The following is a 19,082-nucleotide window of genomic DNA, read 5'->3' as shown; positions in this document are numbered from 1 at the left end:
CCAAAGGCATCGCCCCGGGCGTGCGCGTCCGCCAAGGCCAGACCATCGGCTTTCTCGGCCAGACAGGCCTCGCCACCGGTCCGCATCTCCACTACGAGCTGATCGTCAACGGCACCAAGGTCGACCCGATGCGCGTCCGCCTGCCGGTCGGCAAGGTACTGAAGGGCGACGACCTCGTGGCCTTCAAGCGCGAGCGCGGGCGTATCGATGACCTGCTCAAGCAGGAAGACAGTGATTCGCTGAAGGTCGCGAGCGCCAAGATCGAAGGCTGAGCCGGTTTCGGAGCCTTTCCGGCCTCAACTCCGCGAATTCTCAGATCGACGCGACCATGGCAGCCGCTCGCCGGAAACAGTCGTCCACGCCACGATCGCCGAGAGCAGGCAAAGCAGCGCGGTGACCAAGGCGACGGCGGCGAACGCCGCGTCGCTGGCGACAAGCCTTGCTGCATCGAGATCCGGTGCCAGACCTGCCGGCGCCGGTTCGCCGAACCCGGGAATGCCGGCACCGCCGTTCAGCACCGCCGCATAGACCCCGGCCGCCAGCGAACCCATCGCCGCCACCGCGATCAGACCGCCAATGCGCGAGACGGCATTGTTGATTCCCGAAGCAGCACCGGTATCCTTGTCCTCGACCGCCGTCATGATCGCCGTCGACAGCGGCGACACGACCAGCGCCATGCCTAGGCCCATCAGCCCCATCAGCGGAAATACCCCCATCCAGAAATTGTGGATGCCGGCATGGGCGAGCAAGGCAAGCCCGGCGAAGGCGACAGCGACGACGAGACTGCCGCTGGCGATCGGAAACCGTGGACCGATCCGGTCGGACCACTGCCCGACCGGCCCCGACAGCAGCGCAATCAGCGCGGACAGCGGCAGGAAGATGAAGCCGACCTCTGCCGCGCTCAGTCCCCATCCGGCAATCATCAGCATCGGCAGGTAGAACAGATTGGCCGACAGCGCGAAGTACAGGAAGAAGGTCGCCACATTGGCGCCGGCGAAAGCGCCGATCCGAAACAGCGACAGATCGATCATCGGCTCGCGCTGCCGGCGCTCGAAGACGATGAAAGCGATGAGCAGCACCCCGCCCGCTGCAATGCTCATCCCCGACATAAGCCCCTCGCCCGTCAACCCCTCGCCCTTGTCGCTCATCGAGGTCAAGCCGTAGGCGAGCGCTCCAAACGCCAGCGTCGCCAGTCCGGCGCCGCCAAGATCGAGGCTGCGTTTCTCCGTCGGCGCGTCGGCAGGGACCTTGGCAAGCAGAAGATAGATCGAGACAAGACCAAGCGGCAGGTTGATGGCGAAGATCGCCCGCCAGATGCCGTCGCCGAAGGCCGACAGCACAAGGCCGCCCAGCACCGGGCCAAGTGCCGTCGTCAGCGCCGAGGCCGCCGCCCAGATGCCGATCGCCCTGCCACGCTCCTTCTTCGGGTAGGCTTTGGCGATGATGGCGAGGCTGCCCGGCACCATGATGGCAGCGCCAATGCCCTGGAGTGCACGGAACGCAATAAGCACCGCCGGGTTCGGTGCCACCGCGCAGGCCAGCGAGGCGGCAATGAACAGGACTATGCCCGCCACGAAAGCGCGCCGCAGACCGAATCGGTCACCAGCGGCACCGCCGGCGAGGATGAGTGCCGAAAGCGTCAGCGCATAGGCATTGGAAATCCATTGCGCCTCGGCGAGGCTGGCGCCGAGATCGACACGGATCGCCGGCGTGGCTATGGCCAGGACCGAACCGTCGATGAAGCCGAGCGCGGAAGCCAGGATCGCCGCGATCAGCACGAACCTGCGCCGCGACTGCGGGCAGAACGTATCGGCTGGAAGAGAGCTGGCCAGCGGGATGGCGGCGGCATCGCTTGGAGACTTCATGGAGCCTGCTTAGAACTCCTATGCGCCGGCAACAACCGGCCAGAGGGTTGGTGTCGCTGACACCAGAACAGGATCAGGACCGCTATGCCGCCGGACCCACGGCTCCTTCTTTTGCGAAGAACTATTGGCTGACCCAGGCGATGGCGTTCAGTCGACGAATTCCACCGTGACGCCCGGCGACACGACCTTGGCCAGTTCGCGCGCGTCCCAGTTGGTCAGCCGCACGCAGCCATGGCTCTCGGTCCTGCCGATCTTGGAGGGATCTGGCGTGCCGTGAATGCCGTAGGTCGGCTTGTCCAGCGCGATCCAGACCGAGCCGACTGGGCCGTTCGGACCCGGCGGAATGGTCAGGACCTTGTCATTTTCGCCCTGCTTGAAATTGATCTTCGGGTTGTAGGTGTAGTTCGGGTCCAACGCGACCCGCGACACCGCATGCAGGCCTGACGGCGATGGCGTGTCAGACGAGCCGATGGTGGCCGGATAGGCCGCGACCAGCTTGCCCGACGCGTCATAGGCACGGACTTGCTTGTTGCCCTTGTCGGCGATGATGCGGGCCACCGGCTTCGCCACCAGCTTGCCGAAATTGGCGACCTTGATGATCGTGCCGGGACGGTTGAAGTTGGCTTCCGGATTGAGCGCCTTCAGGTATTTCTCATCCATGTGGAAGCGTTCGGCCAGCGCTTCAGTGACGGAGGTGTAGCTCAGCCGGTCGAGTTGCGCCTTCTGGCCGTAGTCTTCCGGCACCGAGGCGACATAGGGGCCGGCCGCATCCTCGGGCGTGATCTCGTAGGAGGCGAAGGCATCGCCGCCGGTTTGCTCAAGGGCCGCCTGGATGCCGACCGCATCGGTCGACCGCAGGTTGCTGCCGGTGATCTCGTTGTAGGCGGCGAGCGCCTTGTCGACATTCGAGCCGAAGCGCCCGTCGACGACGCCGGGCGAAGCGCCGGCGCGGTCGAGCAGCACTTGCAAGGCAGCAACATCCTCGCGTGCACCGAGCGAAAGCGACGGATCGGCGACAGTCTTGCCGCCGATCTTTGGCGGCAGTGCCGCCTGGTCGCCCGGCGCTGTCGGCTCGAGCGGCTCGATCGAAGCCTCGTTGAGCGGCTGGCGCTCGACGGTGCGCGGCTCTACCGGTTCCGGATAATTGTTGCCATAGCTGCCGTTATCGCGCGGTGCTTCGGGAAAAGCTTCCACCGAATTGTCGTTGGAGTATTCGTCGACCGGCGGTGCGACAACCAGGCCTTCCTCTTCCAACTGCCTGCGGCGCAAGCGCGCCGTATCTTCCGGGTCGTCGAGATAATAGCGGTCGTCCTCGACCGGTCCGAGGTTGCGGTCGCGGCGGAGCGTGCGGCGGTCGACCCTGGTCTGCGGCGGCTGGATTGCGAGGACCTTGCCGGTTTCCGCATCGACGATGACGCGGTTTCCCCTGGCGTCGTAGTAGACGTCCAAATCGCCGTTCTGGGCGACCACCACACCATCGGCATCGCCTGCACGGGCTGATCGCGGCGCGATGTCTTCCGTCGGCGCGGCCATTGGGCTCGAAGAAAGCAGCCCGGCGGCGAGCGCCGAAAGGGTGAAGATCGTGCGGAACATGTTGGCCAAACTCTCCGGTCCGTAATTGCCGCCGCCCGGCATTGCCCCTATGCGGCGAACCCCTTCGCCAGCAAATCAGTTACCGAGCATAAGGTTCCAACATGAACCGGGCATGAAGATGGCGGATTTCTGGCGGTGAGAGCAACAAAGCTAGCTGGTGGCGAGTCCCAATTCCTTGCGCGCCTGCTTCGTCAGCTTGAGGACGACGAGGCGATGGCTTTCACGCAGATAGTCCTTCAGCGCATCATCGTCCATGCTCTGGCTTGTCTGGCGCTGGATCCATTTCATGCCGCGTGACGCAAGATAGGGCGCGGGCCGAAGACCCGGCTGTTCCTTCAGGATGTCATAGGCGATGTCGGAGCATTTGAAGGTGACGAACGGCTCCTTGCCGTCGCTCCAGCCGCCGATCGCAAAGACCTTGGCTCCGACCTTCCAGACATGGGCACCGCCCCACTGGACGACATGGGTCGTCAAACGCAGCGAGGCGCAGAAGCTGTTGTAGTCGTCCAGCGTCATCCGCGCCCCGCCCGTTTAACACATGAGGCGGCCTCGAATCAGGCGGCCGCCTCGGTCGCCACGACCGTCGGCTTCGACCGGAAGTTCAACCGGTCGGAACCGGCGGTAACCTTGACGGTCGAGCCGTCAAGGATGTCGCCGAGCAGGATTTTTTCCGCCAGCGGGTCCTGCAGATCCTTCTGCATCACCCGTTTGAGCGGCCGCGCGCCATAGGCCGGATCGTAGCCCTTGGCCGCCAGCCAGTCGATCGCTTCCTGGTCCAGCGAAAGCGTGATCTTGCGATCGACGAGCAGGTTTTCCAGCCGCTTGAGCTGGATCTCGACGATACGACCCATATCCTGCCGGCGCAGCCGGTGGAACAGGATCACCTCGTCGACGCGGTTGAGGAACTCCGGCCGGAACGACGCCCTGACGACGCTCATCACCTCGTCGCGCACGGCGTCGACATCCTGGTCCTCGCCGAGATTGACCAGATATTCGGCGCCGAGGTTCGACGTCATGATGATCAGCGTGTTGCGGAAGTCGACCGTGCGGCCCTGGCCGTCGGTCAGGCGGCCGTCGTCGAGCACCTGCAGCAGCACGTTGAAGACATCAGGATGCGCCTTCTCGATCTCGTCGAACAGCACAACCTGGTAGGGCCGGCGCCGCACCGCTTCGGTCAGCGCGCCGCCTTCCTCATAGCCGACATAGCCGGGAGGCGCGCCGATCAGCCGGGCGACCGAGTGCTTCTCCATGAACTCCGACATGTCGATGCGCACCATGGCGCTCTCGTCGTCGAACAGGAAGCTGGCGAGCGCCTTGGTCAGCTCGGTCTTGCCGACGCCCGTCGGCCCGAGGAACATGAACGAGCCGATCGGCCGGTTCGGATCCTGCAGGCCCGCGCGGGCACGGCGGACGGCTTTCGATACCGCCTGCACCGCCTCGCCCTGGCCGACGACGCGCTTGCCGATCTCGTCTTCCATGCGCAGCAGCTTGTCACGCTCGCCCTGCAGCATCTTGTCGACCGGAATGCCGGTCCAGCGCGATACGATATGGGCAACGTGATCGGGGGTGACCACCTCTTCGACCATGCCGACCTTGCCGTCTTGGGCTTCGGCCTCCTTCAGCTTCTTTTCCAGTTCCGGAATCTTGCCATAGGCGAGTTCGCCGGCGCGCTGGAATTCACCCTTGCGCTGGGCAATGGCGAGTTCGTTGCGCGACTCGTCGAGTTGTTTCTTCAAGTCGGCGGCCAGCCCGAGCTTCTGCTTCTCGGCCTGCCACTTCGAGGTGAGCTCGGTCGATTCCTCTTCCAGCGCGGAAAGATCCTTTTCGAGGCGGGCGAGCCGGTCTTTCGACGCGTCGTCCTTCTCGACCTTCAGCGCCTCGCGCTCGATCTTGAGCTGCATGATGCGGCGGTCGATCTCGTCCAGCGCTTCGGGTTTCGAATCGACCTGCATCCGGAGCCGCGACGCGGCCTCGTCGACAAGGTCGATCGCCTTGTCCGGCAGAAACCGGTCGGCGATATAGCGGTTGGACAGCGACGCTGCAGCGACCAGCGCCGAATCCGAGATGCGCACCTTGTGGTGCTGCTCGTACTTTTCCTTCAGGCCGCGCAGAATGGAGACGGTGTCTTCGACGGTCGGCTCATTGACGAAGACCGGCTGGAAGCGGCGGGCAAGGGCCGCGTCCTTCTCGACATGCTTCCTGTATTCGTCGAGCGTGGTCGCGCCGACGCAGTGAAGCTCGCCGCGCGCCAGCGCCGGCTTCAACAGGTTCGACGCATCCATCGCGCCATCGGCCTTGCCGGCGCCGACCAGCGTGTGCATCTCGTCGATGAACAGGATGATGCCGCCGGCCGCGGCGGTCACCTCGTTGAGCACCGCCTTCAGCCGCTCCTCGAACTCGCCGCGATATTTGGCGCCGGCAATCAGCGCGCCCATGTCGAGCGCCATCAACTGCTTGTCCTTCAGCGATTCCGGCACGTCGCCATTGACGATGCGCAGCGCCAGCCCTTCGGCGATCGCCGTCTTGCCGACGCCGGGTTCACCGATCAGCACAGGATTGTTCTTGGTGCGGCGCGACAGCACCTGGATGGTGCGGCGGATCTCGTCGTCGCGGCCGATGACGGGATCGAGCTTGCCGGCGCGGCCGTCGGCGGTGAGGTCGCGCGCGTACTTCTTCAGCGCGTCATAACCCTGCTCGGCGCTCGCCGAATCGGCGGTGCGGCCCTTGCGAACATCGTTGATCACCTGGTTCAGCGCCTGCGCGGTCACGCCGGCCTTGGCCAGGATGTCGGCGGTCTTGGCGGATTTCTCGACCGCCAGCGCCGTCAGCAGCCGTTCGACCGTGACAAAGCTGTCCCCGGCCTTCTTGGCCAATTCCTCGGCGCTCGAGAACACCTTGGCCAGCGGTTGCGCAAGATAAAGCTGCCCGTTGCCGCCTTCCACCTTGGGCATTGCCTCCAGGGCCGATTCGACGCCAAGCTTGACGTCGCGAAGGCTTCCGCCGGCGCGCTCGATCAACGACGCTGCCAAGCCCTCGTCGTCGTCGACGAGCACTTTCAATATATGTTCGGGGGTGAATTGCTGGTGGTTGCGCGAGAGCGCCATGGTCTGCGCGGACTGGATGAAGCCGCGCACGCGCTCGGAGTATTTTTCAAGGTTCATGTCTGTCTCCTTCCGTCACCAGCCCGCTTTGCGGCACCGGATCAGATTGCGGTGACGGACCCGCCCGTTCGAGCCAGGTCCTGTTCACGCGAGATATGGTGCATAGCCCACGGTCTCTCAAGACGCCTTGATGTCGGTCAACTCATAATATTCCACGGGGACATTCCACGGGCGCGCCAAACAAAAACGGCGGAGATTTCTCTCCGCCGTCCGGGAATGTCCGAAAGCCTCGCTCGATCAGTTGTTGACGTCGACGATGGCGGGCTCGCCACCGGCATCTTCCGCCGGCGCAGCATTCACTTTATCGGCGCCAGCATTGTCATTGCCGCCATCCACCTGATCAGCACTGACGCGCGGACGGCGTGGACGCCTGGGGCGGCGGGCAGCGCTGTCGGCGACTGCTTCCTTCATCTCGGCCTGGGCGGCGAGACCCGCCGGCGAAAAGTCTTCGAACTGCGGCGCGGGTTCGGCCGCGGAGACAGGCTCGACCGGAGAGACCGATTCCGCCTGCACGGGCGTCTCGTTCTGTACCGGTGTCTCGTTGCGCTGGTTCTGATCACCGCGCTGTCCGCCCTGCTCGCCACGCGAGCCATGCTCGCTGCGCTGGCCGTTCTGGCCGTAGCCGCCATTGGGACGACGGTCGCGATGGCGGCCGCCACTATTGTCGCGGCCGCCATTAGCGCGGTTGTCGCGGCTGTTTTCCTGGTTGAACGCCAACTCGGCCGGCGTGCCTTCGATGACCGGCTGCGGACCGGCGCCGTGGTTGACCACCGGAGTTGCAGCCTCCCCAACGTTGCTGTTGCCGACATTGTCGAACTGATCGCGATCATCGTCGCCGTCATCGTCGAAATCGTCGCGGCTCTGCTGAGCGTTCTGGATCGGTATCTGCGCCTGCGCGGCAGCGATGATACGATTGTAATGCTCGGCGTGCTGGAGATAATTTTCCGCCATCACCCGGTCGCCGGAGCTTTGCGCGTCACGGGCAAGGGTTGCGTATTTTTCGGCGATCTGCTGAGCCGATCCACGGATCTTCACATCCGGACCGTTGCTCTCGTAATTGCGCGTCAGGGGATTTGGGCCCTTGCGGTTATTGTTGTTGCCACCGCCGCCATTGTTGTTGCGACCGCGCATGCGCCTGTTCTGCTGTTGTGGCCTCATTCGACTCTCTTCATTTTGAAATTTTCGAAAACTTTTCACGCACGGAGGCGCTCATGCAGCCAGCCGTTTCGTTTCTTCACCGGCGTTCGCCCGCATCGATTGCGTTGGCGCCACGTGTCATCCTGTTCCGGTTACATCACTTGCCGGACGATTCCCGCACGAAGCTTGGGCGTCGTTTGCGCAAGAAGGCAGCTATTTCCAAGGAAACCGAATCGCTAAGAGCACTGCCTGCTTCGTCTCATCCGGTTGAGGCGACCCTAGCCGCATTCCCCGGTATTGCCAAGCGTTTTTTCGCACTGCATCACGGCTTTGTCAGTTCGAAGATCAGAACCCTCTCGTTTCCGCCAAGATCGCGGAACATCCCCACCGGTATGTAGCCGGCTGCGGAGAAAATATCCGTAACCTCTTTGCGTTGCGTGTGGCCGATCTCGACCGCAATCCTGCCCTCGGCTTCCAAAAAACCTGCCGCCTCGGCGGCAATGATCCTGTAGGGACTCAGACCGTCCACACCGCCATCGAGGGCTTGGCGTGGATCGAAATCGCGGACTTCGTCCTGCAGATTTTCAATGTCTATGGACGCTATATAGGGAGGGTTTGCGACAATTACATGGTATCGGCCAGAAACTTTTTCGAACCAGTCGGATTTGAGCACCTGGAACCGGCCGGCTAGCCCCAATTCCCCTGCATTGCGCATTGCGGTCGCCAGCGCGTCTTGCGAAATATCGACGCCGGTGGCGATCGCTGCCTGAGCGGCGCTGAGCAGCGCAAGCGCGATGGCGCCGGTCCCGGTGCCGAGGTCGAGGATGCGGCATTCGCCTTGCCGCGCCGCTGTTGCCTTCACGAAGGGCAGCACAGCTTCGACCAGCGTTTCGGTATCCGGCCGCGGCTCCAGCGTCTCCGGCGACAGCGACAGGCGCAAGCCGTAGAATTCGCGATGGCCGAGGATGCGATGCACCGGCTCGCCGGCGATGCGTCGCCTCAGGGCTGCATCGATCGCGGCAATCGCGCCGGTATCGACCCTGCATTCCGGATCGGCGATGGCTTGCGTGCGGGTCGTGCCGGAAAGATGTTCGACGATCAGCCTTGCATCCAGCGCCGGGTCGGCGACTGCGGCCGCGGCAAGGCGTGCCCGTGCGGCTTTCAGCAACTGCGCTAGCGTACCCGGCAGACTGTCAGCCATCGAGGCCGATATCGGCGAGCAGCTTCGACTGGTGATCGGCGATCAACGCGTCGATGATCTCGTCGAGTTCGCCCATCATCACCCGGTCGAGTTTGTAGAGCGTTAGATTGATGCGATGGTCGGTGACGCGCCCTTGCGGGAAGTTATAGGTGCGGATGCGCTCTGAGCGATCGCCCGAACCGACCTGCGATTTGCGCGATTCGGAGCGTTCCTCGTCAGCCTTGCCGCGCTCGAGGTCGTAGAGCCTGGCCCGCAGGATCTGCATGGCTTTCGCCCGGTTCTGGTGCTGCGATTTCTCCGCCTGCACCACCATGATCCCGGTCGGCAGATGGGTGATGCGCACCGCCGAATCGGTGGTGTTGACGTGCTGGCCGCCTGAGCCCGAGGCACGCATCGTGTCGATGCGGATGTCCTCGGCCCTGATGTCGATGTCGACCTCTTCCGCCTCGGGCAGCACGGCAACCGTCGCCGCCGAGGTGTGGATGCGGCCGCCGGCCTCGGTTGCCGGCACGCGCTGCACTCGATGCACGCCGGACTCGAATTTCAGATGGGCAAAGACCCCCTTGCCCGAAATGGTGGCGATGATTTCCTTGTAGCCGCCGACCTCGCCCTCGCTGGCCGACGCGGTCTCGAAACGCCAGCCGCGCGCCGCTGCGTAGCGTTCGTACATGCGAAACAGGTCGCCGGCGAAGAGAGCCGCCTCGTCGCCGCCGGTGCCGGCGCGGATTTCGAGGATGGCATTCTTGTCGTCGGCGGCATCCTTGGGCAGAAGCAGGATCTGGATGTCCTTCTGCAGCGCTTCGATGCGCTCCTCAACCTCGGGCAGATCGGCCTCGGCCAATGCCCGCATTTCGGCGTCGGTGCTTCTGTCGGCGAGCATCGCCTCCAGATCGGCCTGTTCACGCTCGGCGGTGCGCAGCGCCCTGATCTTTGCCACCATCTCCTGGATGTCGGCATATTCCGAAGCCATCCTGACATAGGCGTCCGGCGCCGGTCCGGCCGACATCTGCGCCTCAAGCATATCGAAACGCTTGACGACTTGATCCATACGGTCGCGGGGCAGGTTGATCATGGCGAAAGTCTATAGCGGGATTGAACGGTCGTCGGCAAAGGCCTGCAGCAGCGCCCGCATCGGCAACCCCTGGGCAGGCGCCATGAGATTGTCGTCGAAGAACGCTTGCAGTTCGCTGAGCGGCAGTTCCGTCAGCATCGCCTTGACCGGGCCAATCGAGGCCGGTGACATCGAGATCGACCGGTAGCCAAGGCCGATCAGCGCCATCGCCGAAATCGGCTTGCCGGCCAGTTCACCGCACAAGGTCACCGGGGTTTGATTGCGCACCCCGGCGTCGGCAATCTGCTTCAGAACGCGCAGGAACGGCGTCGACAGCGCATCGAAGCGGTCGGAGAGCTGCGTGTTGCCGCGATCGACCGCCATGACGAACTGGAACAGATCGTTTGAGCCAACCGAGACGAAATCGACGGCCTTCATCAGCTCGTCGAGCTGGAACAGCAGCGAAGGTACCTCCAGCATGGCCCCGACCTTCAGGCTGGTCGGCAAATGATGGGCAAAACGCGACAGATGCCGCACCTCGCGATCGATGATTTCGCGGGCCTGCGCGATTTCGCCAAGCTCCGTGACCATCGGCAGCATCAGCTTCAGTTCACGCCCGCCGCAGGCCTTCAGAAGCGCGCGGATCTGGGTGCGCAACAGGCCCGGCCGGTCGAGCGTCAAGCGGATGGCGCGCCAGCCGAGCGCCGGGTTCTCTTCCTGGACCGCGTCCTTGAAGTAGGGCAGCACCTTGTCGCCGCCGATATCGATGGTGCGGAAGGTCACCGGCTTGCCGCGCGCCGCGTCGAGCACGTCACGGTAGAGCCGTTCCTGGGCCTCCGCACGCGGAAAGGTCGAGGCGACCATGAACTGCAGCTCGGTGCGGAACAGGCCGATGCCGGCGGCACCCGCCTCGGCAAGCTGCGGCAGATCGACGGCCAGTCCCGCATTCATCAGAAGATCGACCTGGACGCCGTCCTTGGTCACCGACGGCTTCTTGCGCAGTTCGCGGTAGACCTCCTGCCGCCGCGCCCGGAAGCGGACCTTTTCGGCATAGGCGGCTTCGAGATCGGCCTGAGGGCGCAGGTGGATCGTGCCCTCTACGCCGTCAACAATGATGGCGTCGCCGTTTTCCGCCATGGAAACGGCGCCCTTCATCTGGCCCGCGACCGGTATGCCCATGGCCCGCGCCACGATAACGACATGGCTGGTCGCCGCGCCGTCCTCCAGCACCAGCCCGCGCAGCTTGTCGCGGGGATAGTCGAGCAGTTCGGCGGCGCCCATGGAGCGAGCGACGATGATGGCGTCCTTCGGCAGCGCGGCCGCGACATCCTCAGGCCCACGCCCCATCAACTGGCGCAGCAACCGGTTGGCGAGATCGTCGAAATCGCTCATTCGCTCGCGCAGATACGGATCGGTCATGTGCAGCATGCGGGCACGCATGTCGCTCTGCACTTTTTCCACCGCCGCTTCCGCCGTCAGGCCGTTGCGTATCGCCTCTTCCAGCCTGCGAACCCAGCCACTGTCGTTGGCGAACATGCGATAGGCCTCGAGCACCTGGCGATGCTCGCCCTCGAAGGCGACCTCGCGGCGTTCCAGCATGTCGTCGATGGAGAGCCTGAGCGAACCAAGCGATGCATCGAGCCGCCTAATCTCCTCCTCGCTGTCCTCGTTGAACAGATTGGTGACGACGATGCGGGGCTCGTGCAGCACGACATGGCCAAGCCCGACGCCCTCGTTGAAGGACAGGCCGGTAAAGCTCACCGGGCGGCGCAGGTCGAGTTCGAGCCCGGGCCGGGTCAACCGGGCAAGGTCGCCGGTGGCGATCATCTCGGCGATCACCATCGCTGTCGTTTCCAGCGCCTCGACCTCGTCGTCGCGGTAGTGGCGCATGGTCTTGTTCTGGACGACCAGCACGCCGAGCGTGCGCCCCGCCCTGAGCACCGGCACGCCGAGGAAGGAATTGTAGATTTCTTCCCCGGTCTCCGGCAGGTAGGCGAAGGCGGGATGTTCCTGCGCATTGGAGAGATTGAGCGGCCGTGCCGAGGCCGCAATCGTGCCGACGAGGCCTTCCCCCAGCCTGAGCTGCGCCAAATGGACGGCGTTCGGGTTCAGGCCCTCGGTGGCATAGAGTTCGAGCACCGAATCGGCGCGCAGCACATAGAGCGAGCACACTTCGGCGACCATGTTGGAGGCGATGTCGCGCACGATGCGGTCGAGCCGCTCCTGCGGCTCCAGCGGCTCCTGCATGAGCTCGCGGAGCCGTTTCAGCAAAACGCGCGGGCCGCTGGCCGTATCACGCATCGCGGCTTGTTCTCCAATGGACATTTTGCCCGCCGCAGTTTCTCCCGCGGCCGGCGCTCACGCAACAACTCAATTAGAGCGCCGTGCGTCCGATTGGACGCACAAAGGACGCTCCAAGACTTCGATCCGCTGCATCGTGCTTTCCGAAAGTCGACTCCGATTTCGGGCCGATGCAGTCTGCTACTGCTTATCCAGACCGTAGACGGAATGCAAAGTACGAACCGCAAGTTCGGTGTAGGGACCGTCGATCAGGATCGAAATCTTGATCTCGGAGGTCGTGATCGCACGGATGTTGATCGCCTTGTCGGCCAGTGCCTTGAAGGCGGTGGCGGCAACGCCCGCATGGCTGCGCATGCCGATGCCGATCACCGAGACCTTCGACATGCCGGCCTCCGATTGCACAACGTCGTAACCGATCGTGGCCTTCAGCCGCTCGAGCACGGCAAGCGCCTTGTCGACATCGCCGGACGGCACGGTGAAGGTCATGTCGGTGAACTTGCCGTCCTCGGAAATGTTCTGGACGATCATGTCGACATTGATGTTGGCCTCGGCCAGCGGCCCGAAAATGCCGGCGGCAACGCCCGGCCGGTCGCCGACACGGCGCAACGAAATCTGCGCTTCGTCCTTGGCGTAGGCAATTCCGGTGACGACCTGCTGTTCCACGATCTCTTCCTCGTCGCAAATGAGCGTTCCGGGCGGATTGAGCAAATCCCCCATTCCGGGCGCGTCGGGATCGTCGAAGGACGACCGCACGAAAGTACGCACCCTGTGCACCATGGCAAGCTCGACCGAGCGCACCTGCAGGACCTTGGCGCCGAGCGAGGCCATTTCAAGCATTTCCTCGAAGGAAATCTTGGCCAGACGCCGCGCCTTCGGTTCGATGCGCGGATCGGTGGTGTAGACCCCATCGACATCGGTGTAGATGTCGCATCGGTCGGCCTTGACCGCCGCCGCGATGGCGACAGCACTGGTGTCGGAGCCGCCGCGGCCGAGCGTCGCGATGCGGTTGTCCGGTCCTATGCCCTGGAAGCCGGCGACCACCGCCACCTGGCCCTCGCCGAAGCGCTTGATCAGGAAGGCCCCGTCGATGTCGAGAATGCGCGCCGCGCCATGCGCATTGTCGGTCTTGATCGGGATTTGCCAGCCTTGCCAGGAACGAGCATGGACGCCCATGTTCTGCAGCGCGATCGCCAGCAGGCCGGCAGTGACCTGCTCGCCGGAGGCGACGACGGCGTCATATTCGCGCGCATCGTGCATCGGCGAGGCTTCGCGCGTCCATTGCACGAGTTCGTTGGTCTTGCCGGCCATCGCCGAGACGACCACCGCGACCTCATGGCCGGCATCGACCTCGCGTTTGACATGGCGCGCCACATTGCGGATGCGGGCGATGTCGGCGACGGAGGTTCCGCCGAATTTCATCACGATGCGCGCCATGGAAGCGAAATGCCTTTGACTGGGTGCCGTGCCGACGGCCGAAAAACGGAAAAGAGAGCGTCCGGCTGGGCCGGCCGCTGAATGCGCGGCCTCCTTAGCCAAATGCTCCGGGTTTCGCAAGGCGTGCCGCCGGTTGCGGCTGACGAAGAAGGCATCACGCGAGCGGAGCAGCGCGTGCCCGCAACGCCTGCCGGGGATGGTGGTGGCTTCAGCCCAGGCGCGCCGCGTCTCTCCACAGGCCCGGATAATCGACAGCGAAGCCGGCCGGCGAGACTTCCAAGACCTCGTCGTAGCCGAACATCGGCGCGGCATAGGCGTAACGGGTCTCGTCGAGACGCCGGTAGGTCTGTTCGAGGCGCACGAGCCTCAGTTCGGGGAATGTCAGATACGCGGCCGGAGCTTGTGTCGCCTTGCTGACCTCCAGGTCGAAACGGCGGATCGCAAGCAGGTTGGTGGCGGGCGTGAAGCCGAGATCGACATCGATGAGGCCAGCGACGTCTCCTTGGCGTTCGCCGTTCAGCGTCCATCCGCCGTCGGCATGTCGTTCAATCGCATAGTGCAGGTCTTGCGTGCCGAGAAAGCCGTCGACGCGTGCCGATCGCGCACGCCAGCCGGCATCGCAGGTCACCTCGTAGGCAAGGCTGCACGGTTTGTCGTCATGGACGAAGAGGGCCTGCCCCTTGAGGCTGCGCTCAACATCCGGTTGCGAGAGCCGGCCGGATTCGGACGGCAGGCCAGATTCAGACAATAGGCACGCGTCGTGGCCCTCCAGGTCAAGCCGGCGCCAAAGGATCGAAGCCACGATTCGCATTCTGGTCCACTCCCTTTGAAACGATGCCTTTCCTTCGTTCGCTCGGAGCAATTTGTTTCCTGGCGGGGCTAACAAGCTGACATGTGCTGACGGAACGCAAGCGGCAACACCCAACATTCGTGGGCATTGTGAGCGCCGCCCTGTCAGCAGCAAAAAATGCTGTCTTGACATTCGCTGCCTCGCGCCCGACTTCCTAACGTCACCAGAGCGCGATCAGCAAAAGTGGTATCCGGTTTTGTGCCCGATCGCGCTCTGAACTTTTGAGTCTGCGGGAGAGACACCATGCCAGAACCCCGACGATCGACGATCGATGCCGGAGAAGTGGAGCGCTTTTCCGCCCTTGCCGCCGAATGGTGGAATCCGAACGGCAAGTTCCGCCCGCTGCACAAGTTCAATCCGATCCGGCTTGCCTATATACGCGACCAGGTTGCGGCGCGCTTCGGCCGCGACCCGCGTGCGGCGCGGCCGTTCGAAGGCCTGCGCTTCCTCGATATCGGCTGCGGCGGCGGGCTGTTGTGCGAGCCGATGGCGCGGCTTGGCGCCGAAGTGGTCGGCGCCGACGCATCGGCCACCAACATCGAAGTGGCCAGGCTGCATGCAGCGGAGGTCGGCGTGACGGTGGATTACCGTGCCACGACTGCGGAGGATCTGGCCGACGCCGGCGAGAAATTCGACGTCATCCTCAACATGGAAGTGGTCGAGCATGTCGCCGACATCGACCTGTTCGTGGCCAAATGCGGCGAGATGCTCAAGCCGGGCGGCATCATGTTCGTCGCCACCATCAACCGGACGCTGAAGGCGCTGGGCCTGGCCATCATCGGCGCCGAATATGTGCTGCGCTGGTTGCCGCGCGGCACCCACCAGTTCGGTAAGCTGGTGCGGCCGGACGAGCTGGAAAAGGCGCTGGCCGGCGCCGGCCTGGCCATCATCGACCGCACCGGCGTCACCTACAATCCGCTCGCCGACCGCTGGCAGCGGTCGAAGGACATGGACGTCAACTACATGGTGCTGGCGGAGAAGGCACCCGTCTGAGCCTTCTCACGCCGTCTGGCTTTGGGCCTTTGTAGTGATCCGGCTTTGCGCTTTCGTGGTGATGAAGACGCCGGCGGTGATGATGACGGCACCCGCCCAGGTCAGCAATTGATAGTGCTCGCCGAGAAAGATCGTTCCGGCAAACAGCCCGACCGCAGCCGCGACATAACCGATCTGGCTGAGATAGACCGGGCCGCCAACTGCCTGCAGCCGGAAGAAGAAGGCGAACATTGCCGCGGCTGACGCGACCTGCCCGACGACCACCATCGGCACGCCGCCGAGCAAAGCGAGCGAGCCGCCGCCCTGCAGCGTGAGGATGCCGCAAAGAAGCAGCGCGGCCGCTGCTAGATGGCTGCCGACGGCAAGCTCGATCGGTCCAGTCCCTTCGGGCCAGTCGACCGTGCGGTAGATATTGCCGGCGGCAAGGCTGACCGGGATGAGCAGCCCTACCGCCACCCAGAAGAATTCGGCCGGCTGGCCGGCCTCGCCGCGCGTCGCCGCCACCATCACCGCGCCGGCGAAGCCGACGGCAATGCCGACCACGCCAAGCAGATTGGGGCGCCGGACGCCGAGCAGGATCGAAAACACCAGAGTGATCACCGGCGACAACGTGAACATGATGCCGGTGTAGCCGGCGCCAAGGTGCGGAATGGCCGAGAACATCAGAAGATTGGGGAAGGCGTAGGACACTGCCGCGGTGACGAAGAAATAGCGCAGCCTGTGCGGGGTCACTCGGATGCGCTGCCCGCGCAGCAGCAAGGCACAGAAAAGCACGCCGCCGGCGCCGAGCGAGATGACGAGGGCCCAGACCATGGCGGGAACGCCGGCCGCAGTGGCGATCTTGCCGAAAGGCAGCGTCAGGCCGAGCAGGCCGCCTGTGACGACCAGAAGGCCCAGCGCCGAATCCCAGAGAAATTTCATTTCGTAGCCCTGCTGCCTATGTGCGGCTCTTGGCCGGTACTGTAACTTGAGATAAGATAATGCAAAGATTCTTAGCGTCAAGATATTTAACGGTGAGATAGATGGACCGCGCAGCGAAGGCCATCGAGCAGTGGAAAAGGGAACGGCCGGATCTGGACGTTTCTCCGATGGCCGTGCTGGGACGGTTGAACGAGGCCTCGTCGCTGATAGCACGAGAACGCCTCGCGCCGCTGTTTGCGCGTTTCGGACTGCAATCCGGGGAATTCGACGTGCTGGCGACGCTGCGCCGTTCCGGATCACCTTACGCGCTGACGCCAACCGCCCTCTATGAGGCGACGATGGTGACGTCGGGCGCCATGACCAACCGGCTCGATCGGCTCGAACAATCCGGATTGATCATGCGCGGGCCACACCCCAGAGATCGGCGCGGAATTGTCGTGCAACTGACCGCGAAAGGGCTCGCCTTGATCGACGAGGCGCTTGCCGCCCACGTCGCCAACGAGCACCAGATTCTCGCTGGCCTCACCCAAGCCGAGCGGGAGATGCTCGCCCATCTGCTTGGCAAACTGATCGAAAGTGTAGTCTAGCCGATCAGCTTGCTGGCTGCCGCGCGAAACGTCGCCGGTGTCGCCGCCGCCGGTACGATACGGTGAGATCGACGAGCCAAGCCGGCATGCTGAGGTAGAGAAGAGCATCTCGCAAGCCGTCGAGATAGCGCTCGTTCATTGCCTCGTCGGAGAAATCCGGCATGGCGGCAAGTGTCGCCTCAACTTGTTCAAGCCGCTCCGTTCCGGCAGGCAATTTGGCCGCAAAGGCGATCTCCCGACGCAGACAGACCCGCTCCACGCGATCCCGCATCTCCTCTTCGTAGCCGATACCGCATCGCATCAGCCGGGCATGCGTGGCCTCATGGACGATACACGAAGCGACGAGTTCGGGAGTCGTTTCTTGGTGGATGACGTAGCGCTCATCCAGTTCGCAAGCCCGTGAAGAATCTGCCCATTGAGCGACCGAAGACGGAAGAGTTGTGACGAGAATCTGCCTGACGTCGCGGAGCAGCCGTTTATACCGGACGGGGTCAAAATCACGAATAAGGCCAAGCGCTTCGACTATCTTGTCAGTGCCCTTATCGCTGACGATCAGCAAGCCGTCGATTGTTAGGTTGCCACTAAACTTGATTACACCTAGGCGCGCCAAGCGGCCAATAAGTGACCGTATATCACGCTGCGGCTTGGTCCTTTCCGGTCGGCGCAAATCTCGATTGAGACTCAGTTCCGGTCCTCCGGGAACACCGGCACCGGCATGAATTCGACGCCGTCCTCGGCCAGGCTCTTGGCCTCCTCCAGCGTCGCCTCGCCATAGATGCCGCGCGGATCGCTCTCGCCAAAATGGATCTTGCGCGCCTCCTCGGCAAACTTGTCGCCGACATAGTCGGCGTTCTTGCGCACCTTCTCGGCCATCGCCTTCAATTGCGCCAGCGCCTGCTTCTGGGCCTCGCCCATGGCGAGCGCGATCTTTTCCTGGCTGCGCCCGGTGGAGACCGCCGGTGCCATCAATGCCTTCTCTATCCTGTGCGAGCCGCAAGTCGGGCAATCGACGAAGCCACGCTTTTTCTGGGTGTCGAAATCGTCGTTGCTGCGAAACCACCCTTCGAATTCGTGCTCGTGCTCGCAGATCAGGGAAAAGCGGATCAAGACGCCGCACCCCTGAGAGGCAATGCCTCGGCCGATCCGGCGTTCACGGCGAAATCCCGCGCATTTTTCAGGTTCGGGATCTTCTTGCGCGCCGCAGTCGACTGCGCCGGGTCGATCTCGGCGACGATCACCGCGGGCTCGTCATGCGCCGCCTCGGCGACGATGCGGCCCCAAGGGTCGACGATCAGTGAATGGCCATAGGTCTCGCGGCCATCCTCGTGCAGTCCGCCTTGCGCCGCGGCCACGACATAGGCGCCGTTCTCGATGGCGCGCGCCCTGAGCAGCACATGCCAGTGCGCCTCGCCGGTCTGGCGGGTGAAGGCGGCGGGCACCGAAAGCAGGTCGGCACCGGCCAGCGCCTCGGCGCGGAAGAGCTGCGGAAAGCGCAGATCGTAGCAGACGGCGAAACCCAGCCTCGCACCGTCGATCCCGGGGCCACCGATCTCGGTGACGACGGCCGCGGTGCCTGGCTCGTAGGCGGCGGATTCGCGCCAACTCTCGCCATTGTCGAGATCGACGTCGAACATGTGGATCTTGTCGTAGGTGGCGATCGTGGCGCCATCCGGCCCGAACAGAAGCGCGCGGTTGGCGAGCTTGCCGTCGCCGCGCAGAATCGCGGTCGAACCGATATGCAGGAAGATGCCAAGTTCCTTCGCCAGCTTCCGCGACGTCGAGACGATAATATCCTTGTCCTCGGACGTGAAGGCGGCGGCCCGCGCTCGGCTGTCGCGGACCAGAGCACCGGTCATTTCCGGGGTCTGGATATAGGCCGCGCCCTGGCCGGCCGCCTCGCGCACCAGCCGCTCCAGATCGACCGCGTTGCGCTCGGGGCTGGTACTCGAACGCATCTGGATCGCTGCCGCCTTGAAAGCACCCATCGT

At 63.9% G+C, this 19,082-nt stretch carries 17 protein-coding genes (1 of these 17 running past the window's edge); 3 read left to right on the top strand and 14 right to left on the bottom strand.

The window, feature by feature from the left end; translation table 11 throughout:
• A protein-coding gene (locus AC0NID_RS10130) for a M23 family metallopeptidase (RefSeq protein WP_473455488.1) crosses the window boundary here: on the top strand, positions 1-272 show its 3' portion. It extends 1,696 nt beyond the left edge of the window; the window shows 272 of its 1,968 coding nt (coding positions 1,697-1,968); its start codon lies beyond the left edge, outside the window; its stop codon occupies positions 270-272.
• A 24-nt stretch (positions 273-296) separates the two neighbouring features.
• Here the strand turns inward: AC0NID_RS10130 and AC0NID_RS10125 are convergent, their stop codons facing one another.
• From AC0NID_RS10125 to AC0NID_RS10080, 10 genes are all read right to left on the bottom strand, one after another.
• Complete coding sequence (locus AC0NID_RS10125; RefSeq protein ID WP_473455489.1) at positions 297-1,865, bottom strand: MFS transporter; 1,569 nt, start codon at positions 1,863-1,865, stop codon at positions 297-299.
• 147 nt (positions 1,866-2,012) lie between these two features.
• Positions 2,013-3,458: a L,D-transpeptidase family protein gene (locus AC0NID_RS10120; RefSeq protein ID WP_473455490.1), complete on the bottom strand. Its 1,446-nt coding sequence runs from the start codon at positions 3,456-3,458 to the stop codon at positions 2,013-2,015.
• 150 nt (positions 3,459-3,608) lie between these two features.
• The gene (locus AC0NID_RS10115; RefSeq protein WP_473455491.1) at positions 3,609-3,974 is read right to left on the bottom strand and encodes an MmcQ/YjbR family DNA-binding protein; all 366 of its coding nucleotides are present in this window, start codon (positions 3,972-3,974) and stop codon (positions 3,609-3,611) included.
• 38 nt (positions 3,975-4,012) lie between these two features.
• Entirely contained in the window at positions 4,013-6,619 is a 2,607-nt protein-coding gene (gene clpB, locus AC0NID_RS10110; RefSeq protein ID WP_473455492.1) for an ATP-dependent chaperone ClpB, read from the bottom strand.
• A gap of 237 nt (positions 6,620-6,856) precedes the next feature.
• Entirely contained in the window at positions 6,857-7,777 is a 921-nt protein-coding gene (locus AC0NID_RS10105; protein WP_473455494.1) for a DUF4167 domain-containing protein, read from the bottom strand.
• A gap of 301 nt (positions 7,778-8,078) precedes the next feature.
• Complete coding sequence (gene prmC / locus AC0NID_RS10100; RefSeq protein WP_473455495.1) at positions 8,079-8,957, bottom strand: peptide chain release factor N(5)-glutamine methyltransferase; 879 nt, start codon at positions 8,955-8,957, stop codon at positions 8,079-8,081.
• Positions 8,950-10,029: a peptide chain release factor 1 gene (prfA, locus tag AC0NID_RS10095; RefSeq protein ID WP_473455497.1), complete on the bottom strand. Its 1,080-nt coding sequence runs from the start codon at positions 10,027-10,029 to the stop codon at positions 8,950-8,952. Before prfA ends, prmC begins: the two co-directional genes overlap by 8 nt.
• 9 nt (positions 10,030-10,038) lie before the next feature.
• Entirely contained in the window at positions 10,039-12,309 is a 2,271-nt protein-coding gene (ptsP, locus tag AC0NID_RS10090; protein WP_473455498.1) for a phosphoenolpyruvate--protein phosphotransferase, read from the bottom strand.
• Positions 12,310-12,489: 180 nt separating this feature from the next.
• Positions 12,490-13,743, bottom strand: coding sequence for an aspartate kinase (locus AC0NID_RS10085; protein ID WP_095486022.1), 1,254 nt, complete (start codon positions 13,741-13,743; stop codon positions 12,490-12,492).
• Positions 13,744-13,951: 208 nt separating this feature from the next.
• Complete coding sequence (locus AC0NID_RS10080; protein WP_473455499.1) at positions 13,952-14,554, bottom strand: putative glycolipid-binding domain-containing protein; 603 nt, start codon at positions 14,552-14,554, stop codon at positions 13,952-13,954.
• 282 nt (positions 14,555-14,836) lie between these two features.
• On the opposite strand from AC0NID_RS10080, the gene ubiG reads away from it, so the two are divergent.
• The gene (ubiG, locus tag AC0NID_RS10075; RefSeq protein ID WP_473455500.1) at positions 14,837-15,586 is read left to right on the top strand and encodes a bifunctional 2-polyprenyl-6-hydroxyphenol methylase/3-demethylubiquinol 3-O-methyltransferase UbiG; all 750 of its coding nucleotides are present in this window, start codon (positions 14,837-14,839) and stop codon (positions 15,584-15,586) included.
• Positions 15,587-15,592: 6 nt separating this feature from the next.
• Here the strand turns inward: ubiG and AC0NID_RS10070 are convergent, their stop codons facing one another.
• A complete protein-coding gene (locus AC0NID_RS10070) occupies positions 15,593-16,507 on the bottom strand; it encodes a DMT family transporter (protein ID WP_473455501.1) in 915 nt (304 codons plus the stop codon).
• 101 nt (positions 16,508-16,608) lie between these two features.
• Here AC0NID_RS10070 and AC0NID_RS10065 point away from each other — a divergent pair, with 101 nt between their 5' ends.
• A complete protein-coding gene (locus AC0NID_RS10065; RefSeq protein WP_473455502.1) occupies positions 16,609-17,094 on the top strand; it encodes a MarR family winged helix-turn-helix transcriptional regulator in 486 nt (161 codons plus the stop codon).
• A gap of 4 nt (positions 17,095-17,098) precedes the next feature.
• On the opposite strand, the gene AC0NID_RS10060 is transcribed toward AC0NID_RS10065, so the two are convergent.
• From AC0NID_RS10060 to AC0NID_RS10050, 3 genes are all read right to left on the bottom strand, one after another.
• The gene (locus AC0NID_RS10060) at positions 17,099-17,653 is read right to left on the bottom strand and encodes a hypothetical protein (protein ID WP_473455503.1); all 555 of its coding nucleotides are present in this window, start codon (positions 17,651-17,653) and stop codon (positions 17,099-17,101) included.
• Between the two features lie 122 nt (positions 17,654-17,775).
• Entirely contained in the window at positions 17,776-18,201 is a 426-nt protein-coding gene (locus AC0NID_RS10055; protein WP_473455504.1) for a DUF1178 family protein, read from the bottom strand.
• Positions 18,198-19,079, bottom strand: coding sequence for a carbon-nitrogen hydrolase family protein (locus tag AC0NID_RS10050; RefSeq protein WP_473455505.1), 882 nt, complete (start codon positions 19,077-19,079; stop codon positions 18,198-18,200). The genes AC0NID_RS10055 and AC0NID_RS10050 overlap by 4 nt, the downstream gene beginning before the upstream one ends.
• Positions 19,080-19,082 lie beyond the last annotated feature (3 nt).

Source organism: Mesorhizobium sp. WSM4821 (assembly GCF_055901555.1).
Note: the sequence above shows the minus strand (reverse complement) of the source record. Positions and strands in the feature narration are given on the sequence as shown.